The organism is Clostridium homopropionicum DSM 5847, assembly GCF_001263795.1.
Taxonomy (GTDB): domain Bacteria; phylum Bacillota; class Clostridia; order Clostridiales; family Clostridiaceae; genus Clostridium_H; species Clostridium_H homopropionicum.
Genome location: NZ_LHUR01000027.1, coordinates 99835 through 123024 on the forward strand (window position 1 = coordinate 99835; position 23190 = coordinate 123024).

Here is a 23190-nt window from a genome sequence, read left to right on the forward strand (position 1 = left end):
GGTATCTATATGTTTTATAAAATTGAAAAAGATAAAGCTTTAGTGCAAATTTTAATCTACATATCTCTTGTTTTATTATTTCTTATGGAGAATAATATTATAGATGGAAAATATAATATACACTCAAAAATAGATGTAATGATCCCATTTATACCTATATTTGTTTTACCATACTTCTCTTGGTTTTTATTTATTGCTTTTACTTTTATTATTTTCTTTACTAAATCAAGAGAAGATCTTCTAAATACTTTTAGAGCAATAAATTTAGATATGATTATTGCAATGATAATCTATATCCTATTTCCAAATTATCAGTCCCTTCGCCCAACTGCCTATGCTGAAGACTTCTTTTCTCAATTAGTGAAGTTATTACAAATTGGCGATTCCTCCTCCAGCGTATGCCCAAGTTTACATGTAGCTATTAGTATTTCTTTATATTTAGGTATTAAAAATTCAGTTTGTTTTAAAAATAATTCAATAGTAAAGTTCTTTACTCTCATTCTTACAATCTTAATTAGCATATCAACTGTTTTTATAAAACAACATTCCATTGTGGATGTTTTAGCTGGTATATTCCTAAGCTTTATAGTGCACATATTTGTATATAGAATTTATTGTAATTATGAACTATCTAAAAACAATTCTGACAAAGAAAGTTATATTCAATCAAAGTAATTAAATATAATTAATGAAATTTTTATATAATAATGAAAAATATTCCATGAATACATATACTTTTTTAATAATTATTGTTATAATATAATTGTTAATATTTTGTGAAAATATTATCCATTTATTTCTGACAAGTAAGGGGGAATATTAATGAAGAAAACGTTAGCAACAGTGGCTTGTTCATTAGCTTTGATAATGTCAGTTCCTGTAATAGGAAGCAATACAAAGCTTGGACAAATTGGTGTAGATGTTGTTTCTGCTGCAACTGGTGACACTACTCCATCTAAGACAGATACAAAACCATCAACATCAACATCAACTTCGACTAAAACTAATACTTCAACAAAGACTTCAACCTCATCTAAAACTACTACTTCTGTTCAGACAGCATCAGAAGTTAAACGTTTACTTGCCTTTGGTTCATATGGTTCAGATGTTAAGCTTGTTCAAACAAAACTTAACGAAAATGGGTATAAACTTAAAGTTGATGGTATTTTTGGAAAGTTGACTCAAGCAGCTGTAAAAAGCTATCAAAGCAAAAATGGACTTAAAGCTGACGGAATAGTTGGTCCAAAAACTCTTGCAAAATTAATTCCAGCAAAACCTGCGATATCAAAAGCTAATACAGCTCAAGTTGAAACTGCTATAAAATTAGGTAAAGCTGAATTTGCTGCTCACGGTACAAAATGCTTTACAGTAGCAATAGTAGCTATGGCAGGAGATAAAATAGCAGATGTAATAATTGATGATTATCAAGTTATGGCTAAAGATGGTACAGTTGCAGTTCCAAATTCAGATGCTGATTTTGGTACAAACTTAGACTCAGCAAAAGTTTTGGCATCTAAGCTAGCTAATGCTGAATCTTATACTAAAAACATGAAAGAAAAAGGCGGTGCAGCTTTAACTGTTAGCCAAAACTTCAATGCAATACAAGTCTTTGCAACTGGAAAAACAATTGCGCAGCTAGAAGCAATACTTAAAACAAATAGTAAAGATCCAAAAGTAGATGCTGTTACTAGTGCTACACTAGCGGATACAAATGGCTATCTTGCTGCTATTATCCAAGCTGCAAAGAATGCAAATGGAAATAGAGCAATTAAGATAGATGCTGCAGCATTAAAAACTTTAAACCTTGGAAAAGTTGAAGCTAAAGCTCATGGAACAAAATGTTATACATTAGCTACAGTAGCAGTTGCTGGTGGAAAAATCGTAGGTGCTATGATTGATGATTATCAAGTTATGGCTAAAGATGGTACAGTTGCAGTTCCAAATTCAGATGCTGATTTTGGTAAAAACTTCCCTGAAGGAAAGGTTTTAGCATCTAAATTAGCAAACGCTGATTCTTATATTAAAAACATGAAAGAAAAAGGTGGCGCTACTTTAACTGTTAACCAAAACTTTAATGGTATCGAAACCTTTGTAATTGGTAAAACTATTGCTGAATTAGACGCAGTAATAAAAACAAACAGCTCAGATCCAAAAGTAGATGCAGTAACTAGTGCTACATTAGCTGATACAAATGGGTATCTTAATGCTCTTGCTGCAGCTGCAAAGGAAGCTGGTGGAAAGATTGTAACTCATAAGGGTGACCTTACTGTTTCAACTGCAAATTATAATCTAATTGATACTAAGGTTGAAGGAAATATTATCTTCACTACACAAGCAGCTAAAGATACATTCCAAATGAATAATGGATCTTCAGTTACTGGAAGCAAAATATTAGCTCAAGTTGATGCTGTAACAACAGCTTCAATAGTAGATAATGCAGCTGCTTTTGAAAAAGCAATAAGCAAAGACGGTACATGGATTCCTGCTATAGTTAGAGACTTAACTATAAATAAGGAACTTGTATTGGATGGAGAATTTAAAAATACAAAAAATCCTCCTGTAGTACAACGTAAAATAGCTCTTTATGCTCAAGATGACAAGAGAAATGTAACTCATAGATTCACTTTAACAGCACCTAAATTAACTATAAAGAGTCCAAATGCTAGTATTCAAAAGGGAATCTTTAAGGGTGACCTTTATGTTACAACAACTGATTTTCAATTAGTTGATATGAAGATACAAGGTAATATTTTCTTTACTAGCCAAGCTGCTAAGGATGGATTTAAGATGGATGCTACATCTTCTGTAACAGGAAAACAAGAGGTTATTAAATAAACATATACAAAATAATTATAAAACTTAAAATAAGGGTTTTCTCAAAGTTTGAGAAAACCCTTATTTTTATAATCTATTTATCCTCTATTAAGCTTCATTTACGTTTAACATGCCCTATTTTTTATATCATTTTTAAGCAATATATATACAACAGTTGCAATTGGTATTCCAAGAAGAATTCCTATTGGGCCAGCGAGTCCACCGCCAATTGTGATAGATAAAAGTATCCATATGCTAGGAAGCCCTAAGCTGCTTCCAACCACTCTAGGATAAATTATATTCCCTTCAAATTGCTGAACTACAATTAGGAAAAGAATGAACCAAAAGGCCATTGTTGGGTTTATCATTAGTAAAAGTATAAAGGAAATAAATCCACCTATATAAGCACCAACTACTGGTACCAATGCAGTTATTCCAATTAGAACTCCTATAAGCAGTGGATACTCAAATCTGAAAATAAGCATTCCAACTGTACAAAGAGCACCAATTATAACAGCTTCAATTAATTGCCCTATAACATATTTGTTAAATGTGTCTATAACAATATAATAAACATAGGAAGCCTTTCTAAATATTTTTTCTGGTAAATAGGTACTAAAAAACTTTTCACTTTGTCTAAGTAAGCTTTCTTTTCCTGATAGAAAATATATTGAAAATACAATTGAAATAAGCAAATTTGAAACAAAGGATAAAATACTTGTGGTTATGCTTATTACCTGTGAAAGCATAACTGTTATGCTGCTTCCCAGCTCATTTACATACTGTGGAATTATAGTAGCTATAGTAGATATTTTAACTTTATCTACTCCTAAAAAATCTGTAATCTCAGTTATATACATTTGTAAATTATCAGTATAAACTCCAATATTATTCAATAAAACTTGTACGCTTATTATTAATTGAGGTATTACAAAGCTAATTAGCATTGTTGCTATTAGAATAAATAAAATATAAGTAATCGTAATGGCTATTCCTCTTGAAAAGGAACTTTTTCTATTTTTAAATATTCCTTTATTTAATAATTTCTCAATATTCATACAAGGTTTATTTAAGATAAATGCAATAGATAGCCCTATAAAAAATGTTTTAAATAAAATAAGAACTTTTCCTACTCCCTGCATTATTGGTGTGAAATAAATTATTAGTAATGCTAATAATCCTAAGTATGTAATTCCCCAAAATAAATTCTTTTTCATTTTATCGTCCATTATGATGCTCTCCTTTTTATAATAGCAGATTACCACATGGATGCAGCCATGTGGTACTTTTCCCAATATTATACCATAATTTTTAACTAAACGTCTCTATTCTTAACTAAAAGTTTTTATACTTCTGCCCCAAAAATAGCTACAAATTGATTGTATAAAACAAACTTGTTATTCTCCCATCTCAATAAGTTCTGAATATAACCTAGTGAATCTGCATTATATCTTCCAGCTATCTTTTGAAATGCCAATAGCTCATATACTCCATTTGAATCAAAATCTACAGGATACAAACCACTTATAGGATTTACAAATCCCTCTATAGGATTCTTTAGCTTGCCATTTTCATCATAAATTTCGTTTAAATAATCAGCTCCTTTATTAGATATATCTATGATGTATTGCATATTATTTTTCTTACTAATAACTTCAACCTTATAATTGTCTTTATAAGTAACACTGTATTGATATTCTTTATTATATACATCAAAATCAAATAACAGCTTCACTATATTGTTATTGAAAGAATAAATATAGTAATACATCATTCCTCCGCTTCCGCCTGAATTAATGCCTATTAAGATATCATCTATTCCATCTCCTGTAAAGTCACCTAAAAACAGAGTAGGATTATAGCCTGCATTTTCATTAAGTGGTATGGACGTAACCATTCCTGTCCTTCCATCTTGAATAACAAGAGTTATATTCTGAATAAAAGGACTGCTTGGTGTCTTTATACCAGTTAAATATATGTTGTCAGGTATTCTATCACCATTTACATCTCCCCTTGCAAAGGCTACAATTCTCGAAATTATACTACTAGTAGGATTAAAATTATAATAATTCATAAGGACTCCTTTCTCAATTATAAGCTTTTGTATAATAGCCTATGATTTAAGGATGTAATATGTTATAAAAATGTTTTTGTAACATTTCGCAAATTAGCCAATAAAATATAATTGATGGGGTTTTAGACCTCAGCAAAAAATGAGGAGGTTTTCAATGTACAATCAATTTTTTTATTGTTCTAACTGTATACATCAAACTAGCTGCCCCTTTTTAAATGAACAAATGAGAAACTTTTATAGATTTGAAGATTATCCAGAGTTTGAAAATTTTTCTGCATTCTATGATGAAGACTACTTTGATAGTTTTAGAGCTCCCCAACAACAAGTAAATAGAATATTAGCACAACTTAATATTCAAAGACCTGAACTTAGCAGAACCCTACAGAGATACGGAGTCAATAGAGCACAAATTAATAATTACTTTAGAACCGCTATAGCATATACAATAGATAATGCCTCAAGATACAGTGGAAACATAAATCAAAGGACAAATTTACTTTTTAGCAGCTTTAGAAGAAGTAATGCTTGGATATTTAATGCTCTTCGTGCAGCTGGTGTACCAAATAACATAGTAAATAGCACCTTTAGAGATGTAATAGAATTTACTTTAAGAAGCATCATCACACCACCATCACCTGATAGATGGAGCCAATGGGAGGATCTTGGAGGAGTGTTAGCCTTTGGCCCTGGAGTTTCTTCTTGGGCACCTAATAGACTTGATACCTTTGCTACAGGAAGTGATAGTGCTTTATATCATAAATGGTGGAATGGCTCTACTTGGAGTAATTGGGAAAGACTTGGAGGAGTATTAACCTCAGCTCCTGCTGCTGTATCCTGGGGAAATAACAGAATTGATGTTTTCGGCCGCGGCACCAATAATGCCATGTGGCACATTTTCTGGGACGGTTCCCGCTGGAGTCAATGGGAAGATCTTGGAGGAGTTTTAACTTCAGCTCCTGCTGCAGCTTCTTGGGCACCTAATAGACTTGATACCTTTGTACGAGGAACTGATAATGCACTTTATCATAAATGGTGGAATGGCTCTACTTGGAGCGAATGGGAAAACCTTGGTGGAGTATTAACCTCAGCTCCTGCTGCTGTTTCTTGGGGAAATAATAGAATTGACGTGTTTGTCCGTGGTCAAGGAAATCGTCTTTATCACCTATGGTGGAATGGATCTCGTTGGAGTAATTGGGAAGACCTTGGTGGAAATTTAACCTCAGCTCCTGCAGTATCCTCTAGAGGACCTAATAAACTTGAAGTATTTGCAAGAGGTCAAAATAATCAATTGATGACCATGTCTTGGAATGGTACTCGTTGGAGTAATTGGAGCAATCTTGGTGGAAATATTACCTCGGACCCAGCTGCAGTGTCTTGGGGTCCAAATAGAACTGATGTATTTGCTAGAGGAACAAATAATGCAATGTGGCATATATGGAGAAATTAGCTTTTAAAAAACCGACAGGTGAAAATCATCTGTCGGTTTCCATTATTTTAAGCAATCCATACAGTATTGCCTGAGGAGATGGTGGACACCCTGGTATTACTAAATTTACTGGTAAAATATCATTTAAATCTTCACATACCGCATACCCATCTTTAAATATTCCACCATTGTATGCACAGCTTCCTACTGCAATAACAATTTTAGGCTCTGCTACAGCATTATAGGTTTTTATTAATGCTTCCTTCATATTTAATGTTACAGGTCCAGTAACTACTATTCCGTCTGCATGCCTTGGAGAAGCTGCAAAATTAACACCGTATCTTGATAAATCATAGTAGGTATTTTGTGTATTAGCCACTTCCATCATACATCCATTGCAAGAACCAGTGTCCACAGACCTTAAAACCAAGGATCTTTTAAATTTACTATATATTTTTTCTTTAACCTCTTGCCCAAGCATCTCAATGCTTGCCATTTTATAATCGCTGCTTCCACTTAGTGCTTTAGATGGACATTTATCGATACAATTATTACAATAAATACATTTTTTATAATCTATCTCTACAGTAGTTTTTTTATTTAAACTTGCATCTTCTTTATCATCAGTACATTTGATAGAAATAGCCTTAACTAAACACTCCTTAACGCATTCACTGCATCCAGTGCACATTTCTTCATTAACAATTATTTTTCCATAACTAAAGGGATTTTCATAAAGAGGATCTTTAACAGTTTCTCTGCCGTTTTTTATTCTATCTAAAATAAACTTCATCTTATCACCTGCCTATTTATCATTTTCTGAATAAGACATGTTAAAGCTCTTATTGCATAACGGAAAATCCGGTACTATTTCTCCTAGAACTGCATAGGTTAAGCCATTCCAGTTAGTAAAGGAAGGCGTTTTAAAATAAATTCTATTGAATTTATTATTTTTGCCTACTTGTCCATATACAATTAGTTCCCCCTTTACTGTTTCTACTGCAGTTAATGCTTCTGTACCTTCAACTAAATTAAACTGATTTTTTGTTTTTATTATGTCCTTTGTGATGCAGTCTAGAGAAATAGAAATGAATTTAAAGGCATCCCAAATCTCACTTATCTTTAATTTATATCTTTCAAAGACTCCTCCAATTTCTTCAACATTATTGCTATTTTTAAACATTTCATATATTTCATAAGGAAAGCTCTTTCTAACGTCGTAATTAATTCTTGATGCCCTTCCCACAACTCCTGTCATATAAAGCTTTCTAGCAGTTTTATTTCGAACTATTCCAGTATTTTCAACTCTGTCTAAAAATGAAACAGTATCTAAAGTAATTCCTATTATCTTATTCATTCTATTTTTAAGGCCTTCTAATGTAGCTTTAATATCTTCAATCTGTTCTTTTCTAAAATCTATGTTTATGCCGCAAGGTGTAATGGCATTTCTCATAAATCTACTTCCAGTTATTCTTTCACAAAGTTGATGGATTTGCTCTTGAAAATACCCATACTTTTTAGCCGGATAACTAAAGCCTACATCTACACATATCCCAGCTATATCTCCTAAAAAATTATATATCCTTTCTAATTCTAAAAGCACAACTCTTAATGCTTTTATTTCATTAGGTACATTAAAGTTTAATAACTTTTCAACCAAAAGAGCATAACTTTCAGCATAGGCAACAGAAGACTCACAAGCCATTCTTTCAAATAATAAGTTTAGTTGATTTGCTTCTATATTTTCACAGAGCTTTTCAATGCCTCTATGCTTATAATTAAGCCTTATCTCTAAATTTTCAATAGGTTCTCCTATAACACTAAATCTAAAATGTCCCGGTTCAATTATACCTGCGTGAACAGGTCCTACAGGTATCTGATAGGCACCATCTCCAGCAATTTCTTTAAACTTATAAGGAGGTATTTCATCTTTTTCTTGTAATTTAGCACCATGTGGGAAGCTTTTTCTTAATGGATATATATCCTTTTGCCATTTTTCATGTTTAACCAGCTCTCTCTTATCTATTCCGTCCACTATTTTTAATCCAAAGAGGTCACTGATTTCTCTCTCAAATAAATGACTTTGAAATAAAGCATCCTGTAAGGATATAATTTCTTCCTTTGTTTCGTATCTGAGTACTACAAAATATCCTTCCTTGCTGTTAGTGAATATTATATTGATAATAAAATTATTTTCTAAGTCTGCTTTTGTGAAATCCTCATTACAAAATTCTGCTATGAATTTCAATTTATATTTTGATAAGAATGTATTCACTAATTCCTTTACATTAGAAATATCACTATCTACATAAAGTTCATTTTTGTTTTTTATTATACTATTATATTTTTGGCTTATTAGCTCTTCTTTTAACAAAGCAATATTCACTATTTCACATCCTTTTCTTATTTCCCATTAATAATTAAAACAGCTTTATTAATTGCTTCAGCTATTTCCTTAGTAAATAAAAGACTGATAGCTACTATTGTAATAAATAAAATAATTAATGGAATTATGTTTTCTTTATCCTCTTTGCTCCTTGTATTAAACTCCTTGTCATGACTATAAATCATATTGATGAAAACTTTTAAAAAGCCTCCAAAAACAATAAGAATACATATGCAGTAAAGAGCAGATGTTAAATAATTACCATTCTTTATTGCCGCCATAAGTATATTGTATTCGCTAAAAAAAGATGCAAAGGGCGGCATTCCTGTTATTACAAGAATTCCAAGAATTAAAAACACAGCATTTATTGGCATTGTTTTTATTAAATTGTTTACTCTATCAATACGCTTAGTTTTATATACCTTCAAAATGTTTCCTGATACCAAAAACAATAGTGATTTGCCATATGCGTGAATAATAGAATGTAATAATGAACCATATACAGCAATAGGTCCACCTATCCCAAAACCTAAGGTTATAATACCCATGTTTTCTACAGAGGAAAAAGCTAAAAGCCTTTTATAATTATTTTGTTTTAATATGCTAAAAGCTGATACAACTAATGATATTAATCCAAACACTATAAATAAATACTTCATTTTTTCTAATCCAGGTATTAATGAAACTACAATATAAAATCTTATAACAACATAAAGAGCAAGATTTAAAAGTAACCCTGACATCATAGCACTTATAGGAGATGGTGCTTCACTATGACCATCTGGAAGCCATGTATGCATAGGAGCTAGTCCAGCTTTTGTAGCAATACCTATAAAAATAAAGCAGAACCCGAATTTAATCATATCCTTATTCAAAATGCCATAATTTTTTATAAGATAATTCCACTTTAATACTTCCTGAGTAGAATCTGTGGAAGCATAGATAAATAAAATTATCCCTACTAACCCTAAAACAATACCAATAGAACAAATAATAATATATTTCCAAGCAGCTTCTAAAGAAAGCTTACTTCTATTGAATCCAATTAATAATGCCGTAGAAAGAGTTGTAGCTTCAAGGCTTATCCACATTAATATTATATTATTGCTAATTGCAACTGCTATCATTGATAACACAAATAAGTTAAATAAAAAGTAATATACCTTAGCAAAATTAATTGTTATAGTAGAGTCTTCCAGTTCTTCTTTTATGTACTTGTAAGAATAGATTGAAGCTATAAAGGATATTGTACTTATTAAAATAAACTGAATAATATTCAAACTGTCTATATATATTAAATCATTGTAATATAATAATGAGTTTTCACTTTTAAGATTTATGTATAATAAGGCTGAAACTACAATAAGCATAAGCATATTGAGAATCGTTAAAATAGAAATTGTCTTAATATTTTTTAAAAGTATTGTTAATAAAAGTACTACTATAAATATAATCCCGCAGGATGATAAGGTCATTTTGTCACCTCTATTCCTTTAAATTTGAAAGATAATCTGTGTTAACAGTATCAAAGGTCTTATTAATATGAAATATCATTATTCCCATAAGAAGTGCCAATACTAAAACCTCCAATGCCATCCAAGCCTCCAAAACTAGAGAAAGCTTTACTACAGACATTTCAAATAAAATAATCCCATTCTCTATAGTTAATAAACCTATCATTTGGGTAATAGCCTTCTTTCTCCCTATCATAAGAGTTGCCCCAACTAATCCCAAAAACAATCCTGTTTTTAAATAAGTATTGTCTAAGTTTCTAAAAAAAGCAAAAATTATTATTATAAAAAGTCCTGAAATTATAAAAGAATTTATAATATTTATTATGAGATCCATCTCTCTTTTAACCTTTAAATACTTTATAGACTTTTCTATTATGTATGGTATTATGAATACCTTAATCACAAGAGTTAATACTCCAATTATGAAGAAATGTACTTCTTTTGTATTATATCCTGCAATTATGCATATGAAGGTTATTGCTAGGGACTGAAATGCAAAGCTCAATGTCAGAAGCTTAACTCTACGGAAGCCGCAAATTAAAATTCCAGATAATATTACAACAGCAAGTAAAAGCTGTAACATATTTCCTCCTCCTTTCAACATTCGAAAAATTTATCCTAAAAAATAATTTAATGAAATAGCTGCAATGGCAATAGAAAATGCTGCTGATAACAGCTCTGGAACTCTAAACAATCTTGATTTTGCCATTGAAGTTTCAATAATTGAAATAATAAATAAAATTACTAAAAGCTTAATAATATAAAAACCAATTGCTTTTAAAAATGCAGTCAAACCCAAAGTTGTTGCTATACCAAAGGGCATAAAAAGATTGATTAAGATAGTTGAAAAAACTATAAGCTTTATTTGTGAAGCTAATTCTACAAAAGCTAAATCTGTTCCAGACAAATCTAATATCATGGCTTCATGTATCATAGTAAGCTCTAGGTGAGTTTCCGGATTATCTATTGGTAATCTGGCATTTTCAGTTAAAATCAGTAGGAAAAAGGACAGTGCAGCTAAAATATGCCCAATACTATAAAAAGAAACTGCGCTATTCATAAAGGATATATGTAAAATATTCAGAGACTTATTTTCAAAATACAAAAACATTATAGTAATAAACATTATTGGCTCAACAAGCATTGCTATAAAAAGCTCCCTGCTGCTTCCCATACCTCCAAAGGTACTTGCACAATCTAAACCTATTAAAGTATTAAAAAATTTAATAATTGCAATTATAAATATTATTAGAAACATGCTTCCAAAAGTTTTTTGTCCACTACTAAAAATAACTGGTATCATAAATGCGGCTGTAATAGCTGCAGCTAAGCTTACTATAGGTCCTAAATCTGTTATAAAACTGCTATAGCTGCTTCTTACCCTACCCTTTTTAAAAAGCTTATGATAGTCATAATATACTTGGAAAATGTTAAAACCTTTATATCCTCTTAATACAGCTTTAAATTTTTTCAGTATTCCTATAAAAAGCGGGGTTAAGATAATAAGTGCTAAACTTTGGATAAAATTTATTAATATATACTTCACGCTTCTAACCTCCCTAAATAAACATGTTTACAAGTAATACTGTAACTATCAGTGATATAAAAATATAAGCTACATATGCTTGTATCTTTCCAAAATGAATTTTGGTTATATACGCTGCTATATTATGAACTAACTCTACTGTAGGCCCGTATATGTATTTTTCTATGTTATCTACTGACCTGTCTCTTAAATGAATTGAGGAAGATATTTTTACTTCCTTGCTGTAACCAACTATTTTACCAAAAATCTTTGCTAAGGGTTGACTATATCCATCACCACTATATTGCATATAAGGCTTTAAATTATTAAATCCGCAGCCCCAGGTTTCTTTAATAGTTGAAGTCGTTTTATTATTTAATACCTTAGATGCTGAAATTATAATTACTATAAGTAAAAAGAAAATACTAGCTGCAATCATAATTTCATTATTCACTTCACTATTTATCAATGGTACATTTGTACTTAAAATTGAATTTGAAACCTTTGATATTAAATTAATTATGTACGGAGAAAATACTCCAAATGCAATACACATAAAAGCTAACAGCCCAAGACCTAAATTCATTGATAATGGAATTTTATGAACCTTTAAAGCTTTTTCACTTCTTTCAGCACCAAGATAAGTTATTCCAAAGCTTTTAACAGATGCATACAAGGTAACACCGCTGGTTAAGGTTATAAGAAGCCCAGAAGCTATAATAATTAAAGCAGTCCATGTACCTTCAATAGAAGTAGTTCCAATTATAAAACACTTAAAAATTAATATTTCACTAGTAAAGCCATTTAGAGGCGGAATTGCTGAAATTGCAGCAGTACCAATAAAAGCACATATAGCTGCAAATTTCATTTTTTTATAAAGTCCTCCCAGCTCATTCATGTTCTTTGTTCCTGTTGCATATAGAACACTGCCCGCATTGGCGAAAAGCAAGCTCTTAAATATTGCATGATTTAATATATGAAATAAAGCAGCTGTTAAGGTTAAGTTAGCAAAGGATACTAAATTAAAATTATAAAAAACTAATGAAAGGCCTAAGGATGAAAGTATTATTCCAATATTTTCAGCACTGGAATATGCTAAAAATCTTTTAATATCCTTTTGCATTATTGCATTGAGAACTGAATAGATTGCAGTTAATGATCCTAATACTACTAATAAAAGAGCTAATTTTAAAGGTACAATCCCAATAAGTGTAAAGGTAACTCTTATTAATCCATAAAGAGCAACCTTTAGCATAAGTCCTGACATAAGAGCTGAGCCATTAGATGGGGCGCTAGGATGTGCTTTTGGCAGCCACGCATGAAGAGGTATAATTCCAGCTTTTGCTCCAAAACCCAAAATAGCAAAAATGAAAATTATATACTTTTGACTTTCATCAAAGTTGATGGATAACTTATAAATATCTTGAAAGCTTGTACTACCTGTATATTTATAAATAAAGGCAAACATTATCATTAAGAATAATCCACTAATATGAGTCATCATAAAATACATTATTCCTGATTTAATGTTTTCTTTATTGTTATGTTCGTATATTACAATAAAAAATGAAACAGCACTCATAACTTCCCAAAATACTAAAAATGTTATACTGTCCCCTGCAAATACTACACAGAGCATAGAAAAAACAAATAAAATGGTTAATGTGAAGTTATATTTAACTGAGTATTTACCTATATATTCTGAGGTATAACCTTTAGAATATATAAAAATAGGAACAAAAACTAAAACAATGATAATTGCAAAAAAAATAGAAATTGGATCCCTCATGATGCCGTTGTAAAAAAACATTGATGACAAAATTTTTTCTCTCCTTTCAAATAATTAGTACTCGAATGTTAAAAAACTATATACTTTTTTGATTTTTGTATTAGAATTTAATTATGTAAATTTTCTTAAATATACTTAGTATTCGAACATTAAAACTAAAATGCAACACAAAATTTATCTTATCACTATACTGTCTAAATTTCAATATATTTGACGATAAATATATTTACCACAAAGGAGGAGACGTAAATTGAACAATAATAAATTGCTAGATACCCATGCTTTTTATAATCTATCTCGATATTGCTTTCTAAATATAGAGTATAATTATAGTTCTGTGGTAGAAGCCAGTGGAATAACCCTGCCTCAGCTAAGAATTTTATGGATATTAAAAGCATTTCCTGGAATATCTGTAGGTGAAATTGCAACTATGGGTTACTGGACATGTCCTACAGTAACAAATATTTTAAAAATACTAGCCAAAAAACATCTTGTAGTAAAGGATGAAACCGAAAATAAAAAGCTGCATAAATTGCACGTTACATCAGAAGGTGAGAGATATATAGACATTAATAAACAAGGCAAATCAAATAACTTTCATCTTTTTGATTTACTGAATTTATTTAATGAAGATGAACTGGATTTTATCGTGAACTTTTATAAGGACATTATTATAAAATGCGGCAAAGATCATATTTTCGAATATGTAGACAGAATTAATTCTCTCAGCTTGAAAGTTGACTATACAAAATTTTCTGTGAGAGAAGCTAAAATGATAAAAAAGCTTGTATTTTTTTATAATACCTTAAGAATATTTACTCTACATATGGAGCGAGATCACAGCCTTTTATTAAGAGATTTAAATTTAACCTATCCACAGTTAAGGGCTCTTTGGATAATTGAAGCTTTTCCTGGAATTAACTCTAGAACATTGAGTTCACTTGCCTTTTGGGCTCCTTCAACAGCAAATTTGGTTGTAAAAAATTTATACGCTAAAGATCTTATTTTTAAAGAAAAATCCACAGTTAAAAACTCTCTTTATCTATATATAAATTCAAAGGGAGAAGAACTGCTAATAGAAGATTTTAAACTTAACAGTGAACGATTGATAATTCATGATTATTTGAAGGAAATAGAAGAAAAAAGCCTCAATAAAATTAATAATTATTTATATGCTATTAACAAAAGGCTTCAAAATTATATGGTAGAAATATACTTAGAAAAGACAAATGAAGTAATAAAAAATTACCATGATAAATTCAAATAAATTTATAAGCTAGGGCATTAAAAAAGGGCATATGCCCTATTTGCAATTTCTTTCTCTTTTGTTAAACATCAATAATGCTTGAAATACAATTGTCCATATTATTACATCGGATACTAAAGTATACTTATTAAAAATAATAGAAATAAAAATTAATGCTAAAGAAAATGCTATACCTAGTACTCTGTTTCTTTTAATAAGCTCAGGTCTTGTTATTTCCATTTTAGGATTTATTACTGGTGCCTGCTGCCATATACAGTAAAATGAAACTAGATTTAAGATTAACTTAGCTATAAAATCAAGTCTTAAATTTATACTTAAATAAATGATACATCCAACAATAATTAAAGTAGCAGTAAAACACTTCACCTGAGTATCCTCATGATAACCGCCAATATATGGCTTTACTAAAGTCATGGTCCCAATAGCAACAATAGCCCGAACAGGATAGCCCATAAGACTAAATAAAATGATGACACCAACTATTTTTAAAAATTCGAATATAACTATTCTCAGAGCGTATTCCACTTGTTCTTCTTCATCTTCATTGTATTCATTTGTTTTAGAAATCACTCTTGATATTTTCTTAATTATTTCTCTCAAATGCACTCCTCCTTGAGTATATCTAAAAGATTTTAAACCTTAAAATTTCATATAGGGAATTTCAAGCTTAAACTGAGTCCAATTATCATCACTTTCAACTGAAATCTCTCCATTACATTTTGCAATAATATCTTTTACAATACTTAAACCATACCCTCTATCACTATTATCATTCTTCTTTGTAGTAAAGCCTGAATCAAAAATTTTATTTCTAATGTCCTTTGGAATCTCAGGACCATTATTCATAATAGTAATTGTTATTCCGTTATAACTATTATAGCTTTTATATTTAATTATTGGATTCTTAACTTCTGAAAGTACATCTATAGAATTTTTAATAATATTGGATATCAACTTTAAAAGTTCATTGTCTGTAATTGATAATTCATCATAATTTCCATTATCATCAACTATTACATTAACGCCTTTTGAAGTAGCTGAATGTAATACTGAAGCCACAATAGGATTTTCACATATACTAACACTTACAGCAGTATTTAGAGCTTGGTTCCTTTGTACAATGGATTTTAGCATTTCTCCGACCCTGTCCATTTTCCCCAGTTGATATAGTCCATAAAGACCACTTATTTCACTTCCATAATCATGTTTAATCTTTCTAAGTTCTGTAATCTTCTCATTCAAAGCAGCATTTAACATTTCTACTTCCTTTGACTTATCGTTTATCTTTGCAAAATATATTACAGCCATTACAAAAGTTATAAAGGCAATAAAATACAAAACAGATTTAAAAACTAATCCCATATCATGAGTTGTCCATTCCATACGAAGGGTATCTAGAAAGATTAAAGCATAATCCAGTATTAAAACAAAAAACAGATTATGTTTAAGATTCTTTAAATATCTAGCCACATCAAAAATATATTTTCTAGATTTATATACAAAATAATATGAAATCCATATAGGAATATAGATAAATAAAAACATTTGTACTTCAGTAGAAACATTTAATTTTAAGTAGATTAAAACATTCTGATGAAATGTAACTAAAAAATATGCTAAAAATGCAACTAATGAATAACCTAACCCAATACCTATAAGGGCATCTAAAATAGATCTTCTATATAAGAATAGACTAGATAGCAAAATCAGTAAAAATATGAGAAAGTTTCCAAATGGAATATCGCTAATGTAAATATCACTATAAGTGAGTATAACTATTCCAGTAAAAATAAAAGTTATTAAAATTAACGTCTTAGTTTTTGAAAGTTTATCATCCTTATTTGCAACATTATTACAGGACCATACAAATAAAATTGATTGACACAAGGTATTAAATATATCACAAAACTTCAGTAGCACTGAAATCTACTCCTTCTATACTATGTATGAAAAATTAGTACTTAAGAATTACCGCTTAATTTACTTAAGCGGTAATTCTTCTTTATTATCTTTTGTTTTTAACGGCGATTCCTTTTAATTATCTTTTGTTTTTCATTGACTTAGGCATTTCCTCAACTGCTACACCAGCAGCAGAAGCTGGTCCTACAAAAGTAATTAACGCTGCCATACCTAAAAGAGCTGTACCCATAAGTTTGTAAATTCTTTTCATAAAATATCACCTCTTTTACCAATAATAGTTTGTATAACACTTATTATACATTATTATGGAACAAATTTAAATGAATATTTAATAAAACTTTCCAAAAACTTATCGAATATACTTAAATTCTGTAACAACATATAATCAATTGTCGCTCAACCTTGTTTCATGATTCACTAGAAGTGATACAAATAATGATTTCTTCAGCTGCACTTTCATCATATTTGTATAAATTCAATAAAAAAATTACCGCTTATTTTCAAATTAAGCGGTAATTTTTTTCACTATCTTTTGTTTTTCATTGACTTAGGCATTTCTTCAACTGCAATACCACTAATAGAAGCTGGTCCAACAAAAGCGATTAATGCTGCCATACTTAAAAGAGCTGTACCCATTAATTTGTAAATTCTTCTCATAAAATATCACTCAGTTTCCAATAATAGTTTTAACAACATTTATTATACAATATTTACAAATAATTTTAAATAGGGATTTAATAAAATTTTCCAAAAATTTATCGAATATACTTAAATTCTGTTACATCGAATAATTCATTGTATTCTTACTACCTAAATATTATCTTTATACATCCTCCAAAAAATAATAAAAGAGCAGAATTAACTGCTCCAAATTGAATTACTTCACTACAATTCTTTCCTTTATTGTTACCTTTATTGTATCTCCAGGCTGCTTTCCTATTTTAGCTCTAATATCTTTTTTTATACCTAGAATGTGGCAGGGAGTTTTCATCTTTACAAGACTTCCTTCATAAGGTTCTCCGTCAAAGGTAGCAGTTACAGGTACTCTTCCTTTACCGAACTCTGCCTTTACATCAAATGGTATCTCTATGTATGCTCCATCAATATCGGGCACTTTCTTTATTTCGGCTTCAAATTCATATATTTTACTCATATCAGCTTCGTTACCTCCAATTCACCTAATTAACTATTATTATAGCATAAATTACTAAATAAAGCATAAAAAAGGGACATACGCCCCGTAATCAATTAAATCATGTTTAATTTTCTTGTATGTTTTGAATGGATTTGACACATGTATGTGCTATTGGCTTCCATTCTACTTTTTTAAATAATGCCACTATAGCTATAGGTATATAGGTAAACATAAAAATCGGGAATGTAAAAAGATACAATATCTTTTTAACCGTTGGACAATGAATCTTTTGCCATTCAGTTATCAATGTTATTACTCCAATACCAAAAAGTATACAGTAATAAGTAAACAAAGAAGAGCTAATTGCAGAAAAAGTTTCAGCAATTACTTCACGCCCAATTGATGGATCTAATAAGCCAAGTATTAAAAAGAAGCTATTAATAAATAAACTAGATAGAGAAATCAGTAAAGCAGGCATAATGGTCATCATCATATCATAGCAAGAAAAGCTTTGCTTTTTACCTTGAAAAATACACTTCAATAAATCTAATCCGTATACACTAAATACTTGATAAAAGCCTTTTGCCCAACGTAATCTCTGATCCCAAGACTGTTTAAAAGTAAATGGCTGTTCATCATAAAGCATTGCACTGCCACAATATCCTATGGTTTCGCCTTGAATTACCTGACTTACAGAAAACTCAATATCCTCTGTTAATAAATAGTGTTTCCACCCACCATTTTTCTTAATAATATCACTATGCACTAAAAAGCCTGTTCCAGAGATTGTACAGCTTTTCCCTAGAATCATTCTCGGATTATTTAAGAATTCTGACTCATGTAAAAACCAAAGAGCATATCCAGCTGTAATCCAATTGCTATAGTAATTTTTAGAATTTCTGTAGCTAGTTAATACCCTATAACCTTTGTCAAATAACTTATTCATTTCTAGAATAAAGTTCTTATCTAAAAGATTATCAGCATCAAAAATAAAGTATCCTTCATAATTCTTATCTGAATACTTTTGGGCAATTTCTCCAAACAAGTAGTTTAAAGCGTATCCTTTTCCAACGAGATTTTTATTAAATCTCTCATAAACAATAGCGCCTGCTTCTCTAGCCTTTTGTGCAGTATTATCTGTACAATTATCAGCTACCACAAAAATATCAATAAGTTCACCAGGGTAATTTTGATTTTTTATGCTATTAATTAATTCGCCAATAACTGCTTGTTCATTTCTTGCAGCTATAATTACAGCATACTTATGTAAATTCACCTGTAAAGCATTGTCCTTCTTCTTTTTTTTAGAAGTAAAGCCAATATAGATATATATGAACCTATAAGAATATATAACAGTAAATAAAATAAAAATAAATAAATTCATGCTATTGATAAACGACAACACAATATAGCCCCCATTACATAACAATAGTATTTAAATAATAGAACACACCAAAGTTATTATAACACTATTTTTAAAAAAGCCAAGATTTTTTTGAATTTTATGAAAAAATAATTATTACTGGAAAGTTGTTACTACAAATTTTCTACTTTTGTAAAAAAAATCTAGGTTTTAATTTATTCAATTATGAATATGAAAATTATTTTCTTGATTAATCACATAAGATTATATCATATGTATACATAAATAAATTACTATTTAATAAAAATTAAGATTTTCTTAATAAAAATAGCTAGTCAAAGTGATTTCCACACTGCGACTAGCTATTACAAATAAGTTCACTTGCTTTTGTCTAATACATATCCATAAGCTTTTATATAGCCATTTTCTTCTTCTAAATACACCCCTTGAATTTCTGGAGCAAATCCCGGAAACTTATTAATTCCATCTTCTAAAATTAAGAAGTATTTTTGTGCTACTTTACTCCATTTTTCTCCTGGCACAACACAGAATACTCCTGGTGGATATGGCAGAGCACCTTCTAATGCTACTTCACCAACAATATTATCTAATGAAACTAATTTAGCATTATTTCTGACAAATTCCCAGTTTGCTTCCTGTGGAGTCATTGCTCTTTTAGAGGATGATACTTTTTGAATATCTTCTAACCCTGAAGCCACTTCTCCTAAGACATCACCGTTAACCTCATGAGAAATCATAGCTCTTTCTGGGAATGATGCCGCTCTAAATAAATTCTTTTGATATGTTTTTGCATTATGATTTTTATAAAAATCATGCATTTCTTGGCATAACATTCTAATCGTGTAACCTCCATAACGTTCTTTGTTGTTATTATAAATACCTGGCAATACTTTACTTAATGGTGCATCCTCTTTAACAAGCTGTTCAAATTCAACAAGTTGCGATACAAGCCTTCTCATTTTTGTTTCATTTTCAGCAGGAGTCATCAAAAATAAAATGGAATTCAAATCGCTTTTTTCTGGTATAATACCATGTTCTCTTAAATAATTTGCAAGAATATTAGCTGGAATACCAAATTCCTCATATTCACAAGTTTCAGCATTAATTCCTGGTGTTGTCAACATAAATTTATTTGGATCAACAAAGTATTGATTTTCTCCATATCCATCAAAGGAATGCCACTTTTCTCCTGGTGCAAACTTGAAAAACTCAATATTATTAGATATTTCTTCTGTATCATATTCTTCCCATTTCTTTCCACTAACAATTGGCGGAATAAATGGTTTCATAAGAGAACACTTTTTAATTACTTCCTTTCTCGCTTCAACACCTAGTTTTACACAATCTTCCCATAGGCGTCTACCTGCTTCCCCTTCTTGCATTCTTGCATTAATATCTAAGGTTGCATATAAAGGATAAAATGGGCTTGTTGATGCATGTAATCTAAATGCATTATTAAAGCGCTTGTGATCTACATAACGTTTTTGCCCTTTAATGTGATTATCTTTTTTATGAATTTGTGATGCTTGAGAAAATCCTGCTTGTTGCTTATGAACAGATTGAGTTACTAATATTCCTGGGCTATCTTCATTTAAGTCTAATAATAAAGGAGAACAATCTCTCATCATCGGAATGAATTGCTCATATCCAACCCAAGCTGAATCAAATAAAATGTAATCGCATAGATGTCCAATTTTATCAACTACCTGTTTAGCGTTATAAATAGTACCATCATAAGTTCCAAGTTGAATTGCAGCTAATCTAAATGGTCTTTTGAGTTTAGCCTTTTCTGGATTAACCTTAGCTATTTCCTTTCTTAGATAATCTTCATCGAAGCAATATTCATCAATCCCACCAATAAATCCAAAGGGGTTACGAGCAGTTTCTAAGTACACTGGCTCTCCTCCAGATTGAATTAAAGCTGCGTTATAAACGGATTTATGATTATTTCTATCAAATAAAACTAAATCTCCTGGAGCAACTACAGCATTTATAGCTACAGCATTTGCAGTACTTGTTCCATTCATAACAAAGTAGGTTTTATCTGCATTATACACACTAGCAGCATGTTTTACAGCGTCCATTGCAGGACCTTCGTGTATTAACAGATCTCCTAGTGAAACATCCGCATTACAAAAATCTGATCGAAAAATATTTTCTCCATAAAAATCGTAGAAATATCTTCCCGCTGGATGTTTACGAAAATATTGCCCACCTTGATGTCCAGGACAAGCAAATTGTAGATTGCAATTTTCAACATAATTACTTAGTGCTTTAAAGAAAGGTGGCAGCAAGTTTTCTTCATAATCATTAGCAGCAGTTTCAATTTCATTGCTAAATTTTCTTTCTTCCAGTTGATTAATATCAATGGAGTTAGTAACTTTCATTGCCAATTCATTATTAAGTTTTTCTCCATTTTTTAAGGTAACAAATATTGGTATTTTAAACTTTGTATTGTATATTTCTTCTACAATGTCAGCATTTGAATTTGTCAATACAACCGCAGCCACATCAGTATAATCAGTATCTTCAACTAAAACTAAATTTCTATTAGTTGAAAAATACTCTTTAGTCTCTGAAGTACATGCAATTTTTAAATGCTTCACAACTCAACCTCCCTTTATATTAAAATTTTTTCTTTTATAGTCCACATGAATATTAACACTTTCTTTTAAATTTTTCAATGCACTTTAAAGAAAAATGTTTTTATTAATTTTACCCTTTAATTATTTACCATATGGTGGTATAACATATATTATTATACATTAATAACTATGGTGAAAGGAGAAATAAATATGTTATAAAGATTGATTGCGGTTATTGTACTTGTTAAGGAGGGAAAAAGAATTTTTAAATATAATAAGAACACAGGATATACTAAAATGTCCTGTGTTCTCTTATTATTAATAAAATTAAATTATTTGGTTTTATTATTGCAATAACCACTTACTATAAAAACATACCAATAAATCTATAAACTACTCCAGCTAATGCAGCTGAAATTGGAAGGGTTATAAACCATGTGATTATCATTCTCTTAGCTGTATTCCATTTTACAGACTTTGCTCTATAAGCTGTGCCTACTCCCATTATAGAAGATGAAATAACATGTGTCGTACTAACAGGAAGACCAAACTTAGATGCTCCAAAAATAACTAGTGCTGATCCTAAATCTGCTGCAACACCATTAACAGGTTTTATTTTCATAATTTGTGTTCCAACTGTTTTTATTATTCTCCATCCACCAATAGAGGTACCTAGTGACATGGCTATTGCACAGGATAACTGCACCCAAAATGGAACATGTCCTGGTTTAATTAGACCATTGCTTACAAGAGCCATAGTTATTATTCCCATAGATTTTTGAGCATCATTTGTTCCATGAGAAAAGGCCTGAATGGCTGCTGTAATAGCTTGACATCTTCTAAATCCTATATTTGTTCTTAAAAGATTTGAATTCTTAAAAATATGCTTAATAATAGTAAACAATATATAACCTACTACAAAGGCAAGTAGCGGTGATAGGATAAGTGATTTAATTATAGATGTAAAGCCTTTAAAGTTAATAGATAATACTCCAGCGGCTGCTACTGCTGCACCAGCAATTGATCCTATTAGGGCATGGGAAGAACTGCTTGGTATCCCAAAATACCATGTAATAAGGTTCCAGGCTATAGCAGAAACAAGAGCTGAAAGTACAACTATAGATCCATTTGGTATCACATTAAGGTTTACTATATCCTTTGCAATAGTCTTCGCAACTCCAGTAAAGGCTATTGCACCTAAAAGATTCATCAATGAAGCAATTAAAATTGCACGCCTCGGACTTAATGCCTTTGTGGATACGGCTGTTGCAATTGCATTTGCAGTATCATGAAAACCATTAATAAAATCAAAGGCCAGTGCAAGAATAACGGTTAAACCAATAATAATATATGGTGTACTCATTTCAGTTC

At 30.3% G+C, this 23190-nt stretch carries 20 protein-coding genes; 4 read left to right on the plus strand and 16 right to left on the minus strand.

What is annotated here, in order from left to right:
* Positions 1 to 9: 9 nt before the first annotated feature.
* Both CLHOM_RS11655 and CLHOM_RS18815 read left to right on the plus strand, forming a co-directional pair.
* Entirely contained in the window at positions 10 to 675 is a 666-nt protein-coding gene (locus CLHOM_RS11655; RefSeq protein ID WP_052221869.1) for a phosphatase PAP2 family protein, read from the plus strand.
* 147 nt (positions 676 to 822) lie between these two features.
* A complete protein-coding gene (locus CLHOM_RS18815) occupies positions 823 to 2835 on the plus strand; it encodes a peptidoglycan-binding domain-containing protein (RefSeq protein ID WP_074782827.1) in 2013 nt (670 codons plus the stop codon).
* A 104-nt stretch (positions 2836 to 2939) separates the two neighbouring features.
* Here CLHOM_RS18815 and CLHOM_RS11665 read toward each other — a convergent pair whose 3' ends face one another.
* Together CLHOM_RS11665 and CLHOM_RS11670 are read right to left on the minus strand one after the other, a co-directional pair.
* The gene (locus CLHOM_RS11665; protein ID WP_052221870.1) at positions 2940 to 4043 is read right to left on the minus strand and encodes an AI-2E family transporter; all 1104 of its coding nucleotides are present in this window, start codon (positions 4041 to 4043) and stop codon (positions 2940 to 2942) included.
* Between the two features lie 116 nt (positions 4044 to 4159).
* A complete protein-coding gene (locus CLHOM_RS11670) occupies positions 4160 to 4888 on the minus strand; it encodes a hypothetical protein (RefSeq protein ID WP_052221871.1) in 729 nt (242 codons plus the stop codon).
* A 595-nt stretch (positions 4889 to 5483) separates the two neighbouring features.
* Between CLHOM_RS11670 and CLHOM_RS11675 the strand changes: the two genes are divergently transcribed.
* Positions 5484 to 6335 carry a PLL family lectin gene (locus CLHOM_RS11675; protein ID WP_479723123.1) on the plus strand — a complete coding sequence of 284 codons (852 nt, stop codon included), beginning with the start codon at positions 5484 to 5486 and terminating at the stop codon, positions 6333 to 6335.
* 25 nt (positions 6336 to 6360) lie between these two features.
* Here the strand turns inward: CLHOM_RS11675 and nuoB are convergent, their stop codons facing one another.
* The 6 genes from nuoB to CLHOM_RS11705 are packed head-to-tail and all read right to left on the minus strand — an operon-like array spanning position 6361 to position 13549.
* On the minus strand, positions 6361 to 7107 hold the full coding sequence (gene nuoB / locus CLHOM_RS11680; RefSeq protein WP_052221872.1) for an NADH-quinone oxidoreductase subunit NuoB: 747 nt from the start codon (positions 7105 to 7107) through the stop codon (positions 6361 to 6363).
* 12 nt (positions 7108 to 7119) lie between these two features.
* Complete coding sequence (locus CLHOM_RS11685) at positions 7120 to 8700, minus strand: hydrogenase large subunit (RefSeq protein WP_052221873.1); 1581 nt, start codon at positions 8698 to 8700, stop codon at positions 7120 to 7122.
* A gap of 17 nt (positions 8701 to 8717) precedes the next feature.
* Positions 8718 to 10175 carry a proton-conducting transporter transmembrane domain-containing protein gene (locus tag CLHOM_RS11690; RefSeq protein ID WP_052221874.1) on the minus strand — a complete coding sequence of 486 codons (1458 nt, stop codon included), beginning with the start codon at positions 10173 to 10175 and terminating at the stop codon, positions 8718 to 8720.
* A 10-nt stretch (positions 10176 to 10185) separates the two neighbouring features.
* Entirely contained in the window at positions 10186 to 10797 is a 612-nt protein-coding gene (locus CLHOM_RS11695) for a hydrogenase (RefSeq protein WP_052221875.1), read from the minus strand.
* A gap of 30 nt (positions 10798 to 10827) precedes the next feature.
* Positions 10828 to 11760 (minus strand): respiratory chain complex I subunit 1 family protein, encoded by a 933-nt coding sequence (locus CLHOM_RS11700; RefSeq protein ID WP_052221876.1) that lies wholly within the window; start codon positions 11758 to 11760, stop codon positions 10828 to 10830.
* A gap of 13 nt (positions 11761 to 11773) precedes the next feature.
* Positions 11774 to 13549 (minus strand): proton-conducting transporter transmembrane domain-containing protein, encoded by a 1776-nt coding sequence (locus CLHOM_RS11705; protein ID WP_052221965.1) that lies wholly within the window; start codon positions 13547 to 13549, stop codon positions 11774 to 11776.
* 229 nt (positions 13550 to 13778) lie between these two features.
* Here CLHOM_RS11705 and CLHOM_RS11710 point away from each other — a divergent pair, with 229 nt between their 5' ends.
* A complete protein-coding gene (locus tag CLHOM_RS11710; RefSeq protein WP_052221877.1) occupies positions 13779 to 14795 on the plus strand; it encodes a MarR family transcriptional regulator in 1017 nt (338 codons plus the stop codon).
* A gap of 36 nt (positions 14796 to 14831) precedes the next feature.
* Here CLHOM_RS11710 and CLHOM_RS11715 read toward each other — a convergent pair whose 3' ends face one another.
* From CLHOM_RS11715 to CLHOM_RS11740, 8 genes are all read right to left on the minus strand, one after another.
* A complete protein-coding gene (locus CLHOM_RS11715; RefSeq protein WP_052221878.1) occupies positions 14832 to 15395 on the minus strand; it encodes an accessory gene regulator ArgB-like protein in 564 nt (187 codons plus the stop codon).
* 39 nt (positions 15396 to 15434) lie between these two features.
* A complete protein-coding gene (locus tag CLHOM_RS11720) occupies positions 15435 to 16715 on the minus strand; it encodes a sensor histidine kinase (RefSeq protein ID WP_052221879.1) in 1281 nt (426 codons plus the stop codon).
* Positions 16716 to 16833: 118 nt separating this feature from the next.
* Entirely contained in the window at positions 16834 to 16965 is a 132-nt protein-coding gene (locus tag CLHOM_RS18820; RefSeq protein WP_278321734.1) for a hypothetical protein, read from the minus strand.
* A 275-nt stretch (positions 16966 to 17240) separates the two neighbouring features.
* A complete protein-coding gene (locus tag CLHOM_RS18825; protein WP_278321735.1) occupies positions 17241 to 17372 on the minus strand; it encodes a hypothetical protein in 132 nt (43 codons plus the stop codon).
* A gap of 220 nt (positions 17373 to 17592) precedes the next feature.
* Positions 17593 to 17868: a DUF1905 domain-containing protein gene (locus CLHOM_RS11725; RefSeq protein ID WP_052221880.1), complete on the minus strand. Its 276-nt coding sequence runs from the start codon at positions 17866 to 17868 to the stop codon at positions 17593 to 17595.
* Between the two features lie 106 nt (positions 17869 to 17974).
* Complete coding sequence (locus tag CLHOM_RS11730; RefSeq protein ID WP_242846771.1) at positions 17975 to 19255, minus strand: glycosyltransferase family 2 protein; 1281 nt, start codon at positions 19253 to 19255, stop codon at positions 17975 to 17977.
* Between the two features lie 335 nt (positions 19256 to 19590).
* On the minus strand, positions 19591 to 21840 hold the full coding sequence (gene speC, locus CLHOM_RS11735; protein ID WP_052221882.1) for an ornithine decarboxylase: 2250 nt from the start codon (positions 21838 to 21840) through the stop codon (positions 19591 to 19593).
* Between the two features lie 343 nt (positions 21841 to 22183).
* Complete coding sequence (locus CLHOM_RS11740) at positions 22184 to 23182, minus strand: inorganic phosphate transporter (RefSeq protein ID WP_052221883.1); 999 nt, start codon at positions 23180 to 23182, stop codon at positions 22184 to 22186.
* Positions 23183 to 23190: the final 8 nt, after the last annotated feature.

Excerpts from the sequence above, each read along its gene's own strand:
- CLHOM_RS11665 (WP_052221870.1), bottom strand. The coding sequence starts at position 4,043 with ATGGACGATAAAATGAAAAAGAATTTATTTTGGGGAATTACATACTTA.
- CLHOM_RS18820 (WP_278321734.1), bottom strand. The coding sequence starts at position 16,965 with ATGAAAAGAATTTACAAACTTATGGGTACAGCTCTTTTAGGTATGGCA.
- CLHOM_RS11690 (WP_052221874.1), bottom strand. The coding sequence starts at position 10,175 with ATGACCTTATCATCCTGCGGGATTATATTTATAGTAGTACTTTTATTA.
- CLHOM_RS11740 (WP_052221883.1), bottom strand. The coding sequence starts at position 23,182 with ATGAGTACACCATATATTATTATTGGTTTAACCGTTATTCTTGCACTG.
- nuoB (WP_052221872.1), bottom strand. The coding sequence starts at position 7,107 with ATGAAGTTTATTTTAGATAGAATAAAAAACGGCAGAGAAACTGTTAAA.
- CLHOM_RS11670 (WP_052221871.1), bottom strand. The coding sequence starts at position 4,888 with ATGAATTATTATAATTTTAATCCTACTAGTAGTATAATTTCGAGAATT.
- CLHOM_RS11705 (WP_052221965.1), bottom strand. The coding sequence starts at position 13,549 with ATGTTTTTTTACAACGGCATCATGAGGGATCCAATTTCTATTTTTTTT.
- CLHOM_RS18825 (WP_278321735.1), bottom strand. The coding sequence starts at position 17,372 with ATGAGAAGAATTTACAAATTAATGGGTACAGCTCTTTTAAGTATGGCA.
- CLHOM_RS11725 (WP_052221880.1), bottom strand. The coding sequence starts at position 17,868 with ATGAGTAAAATATATGAATTTGAAGCCGAAATAAAGAAAGTGCCCGAT.
- CLHOM_RS11695 (WP_052221875.1), bottom strand. The coding sequence starts at position 10,797 with ATGTTACAGCTTTTACTTGCTGTTGTAATATTATCTGGAATTTTAATT.
- CLHOM_RS11655 (WP_052221869.1), top strand. The coding sequence starts at position 10 with ATGTTTTATAAAATTGAAAAAGATAAAGCTTTAGTGCAAATTTTAATC.
- CLHOM_RS18815 (WP_074782827.1), top strand. The coding sequence starts at position 823 with ATGAAGAAAACGTTAGCAACAGTGGCTTGTTCATTAGCTTTGATAATG.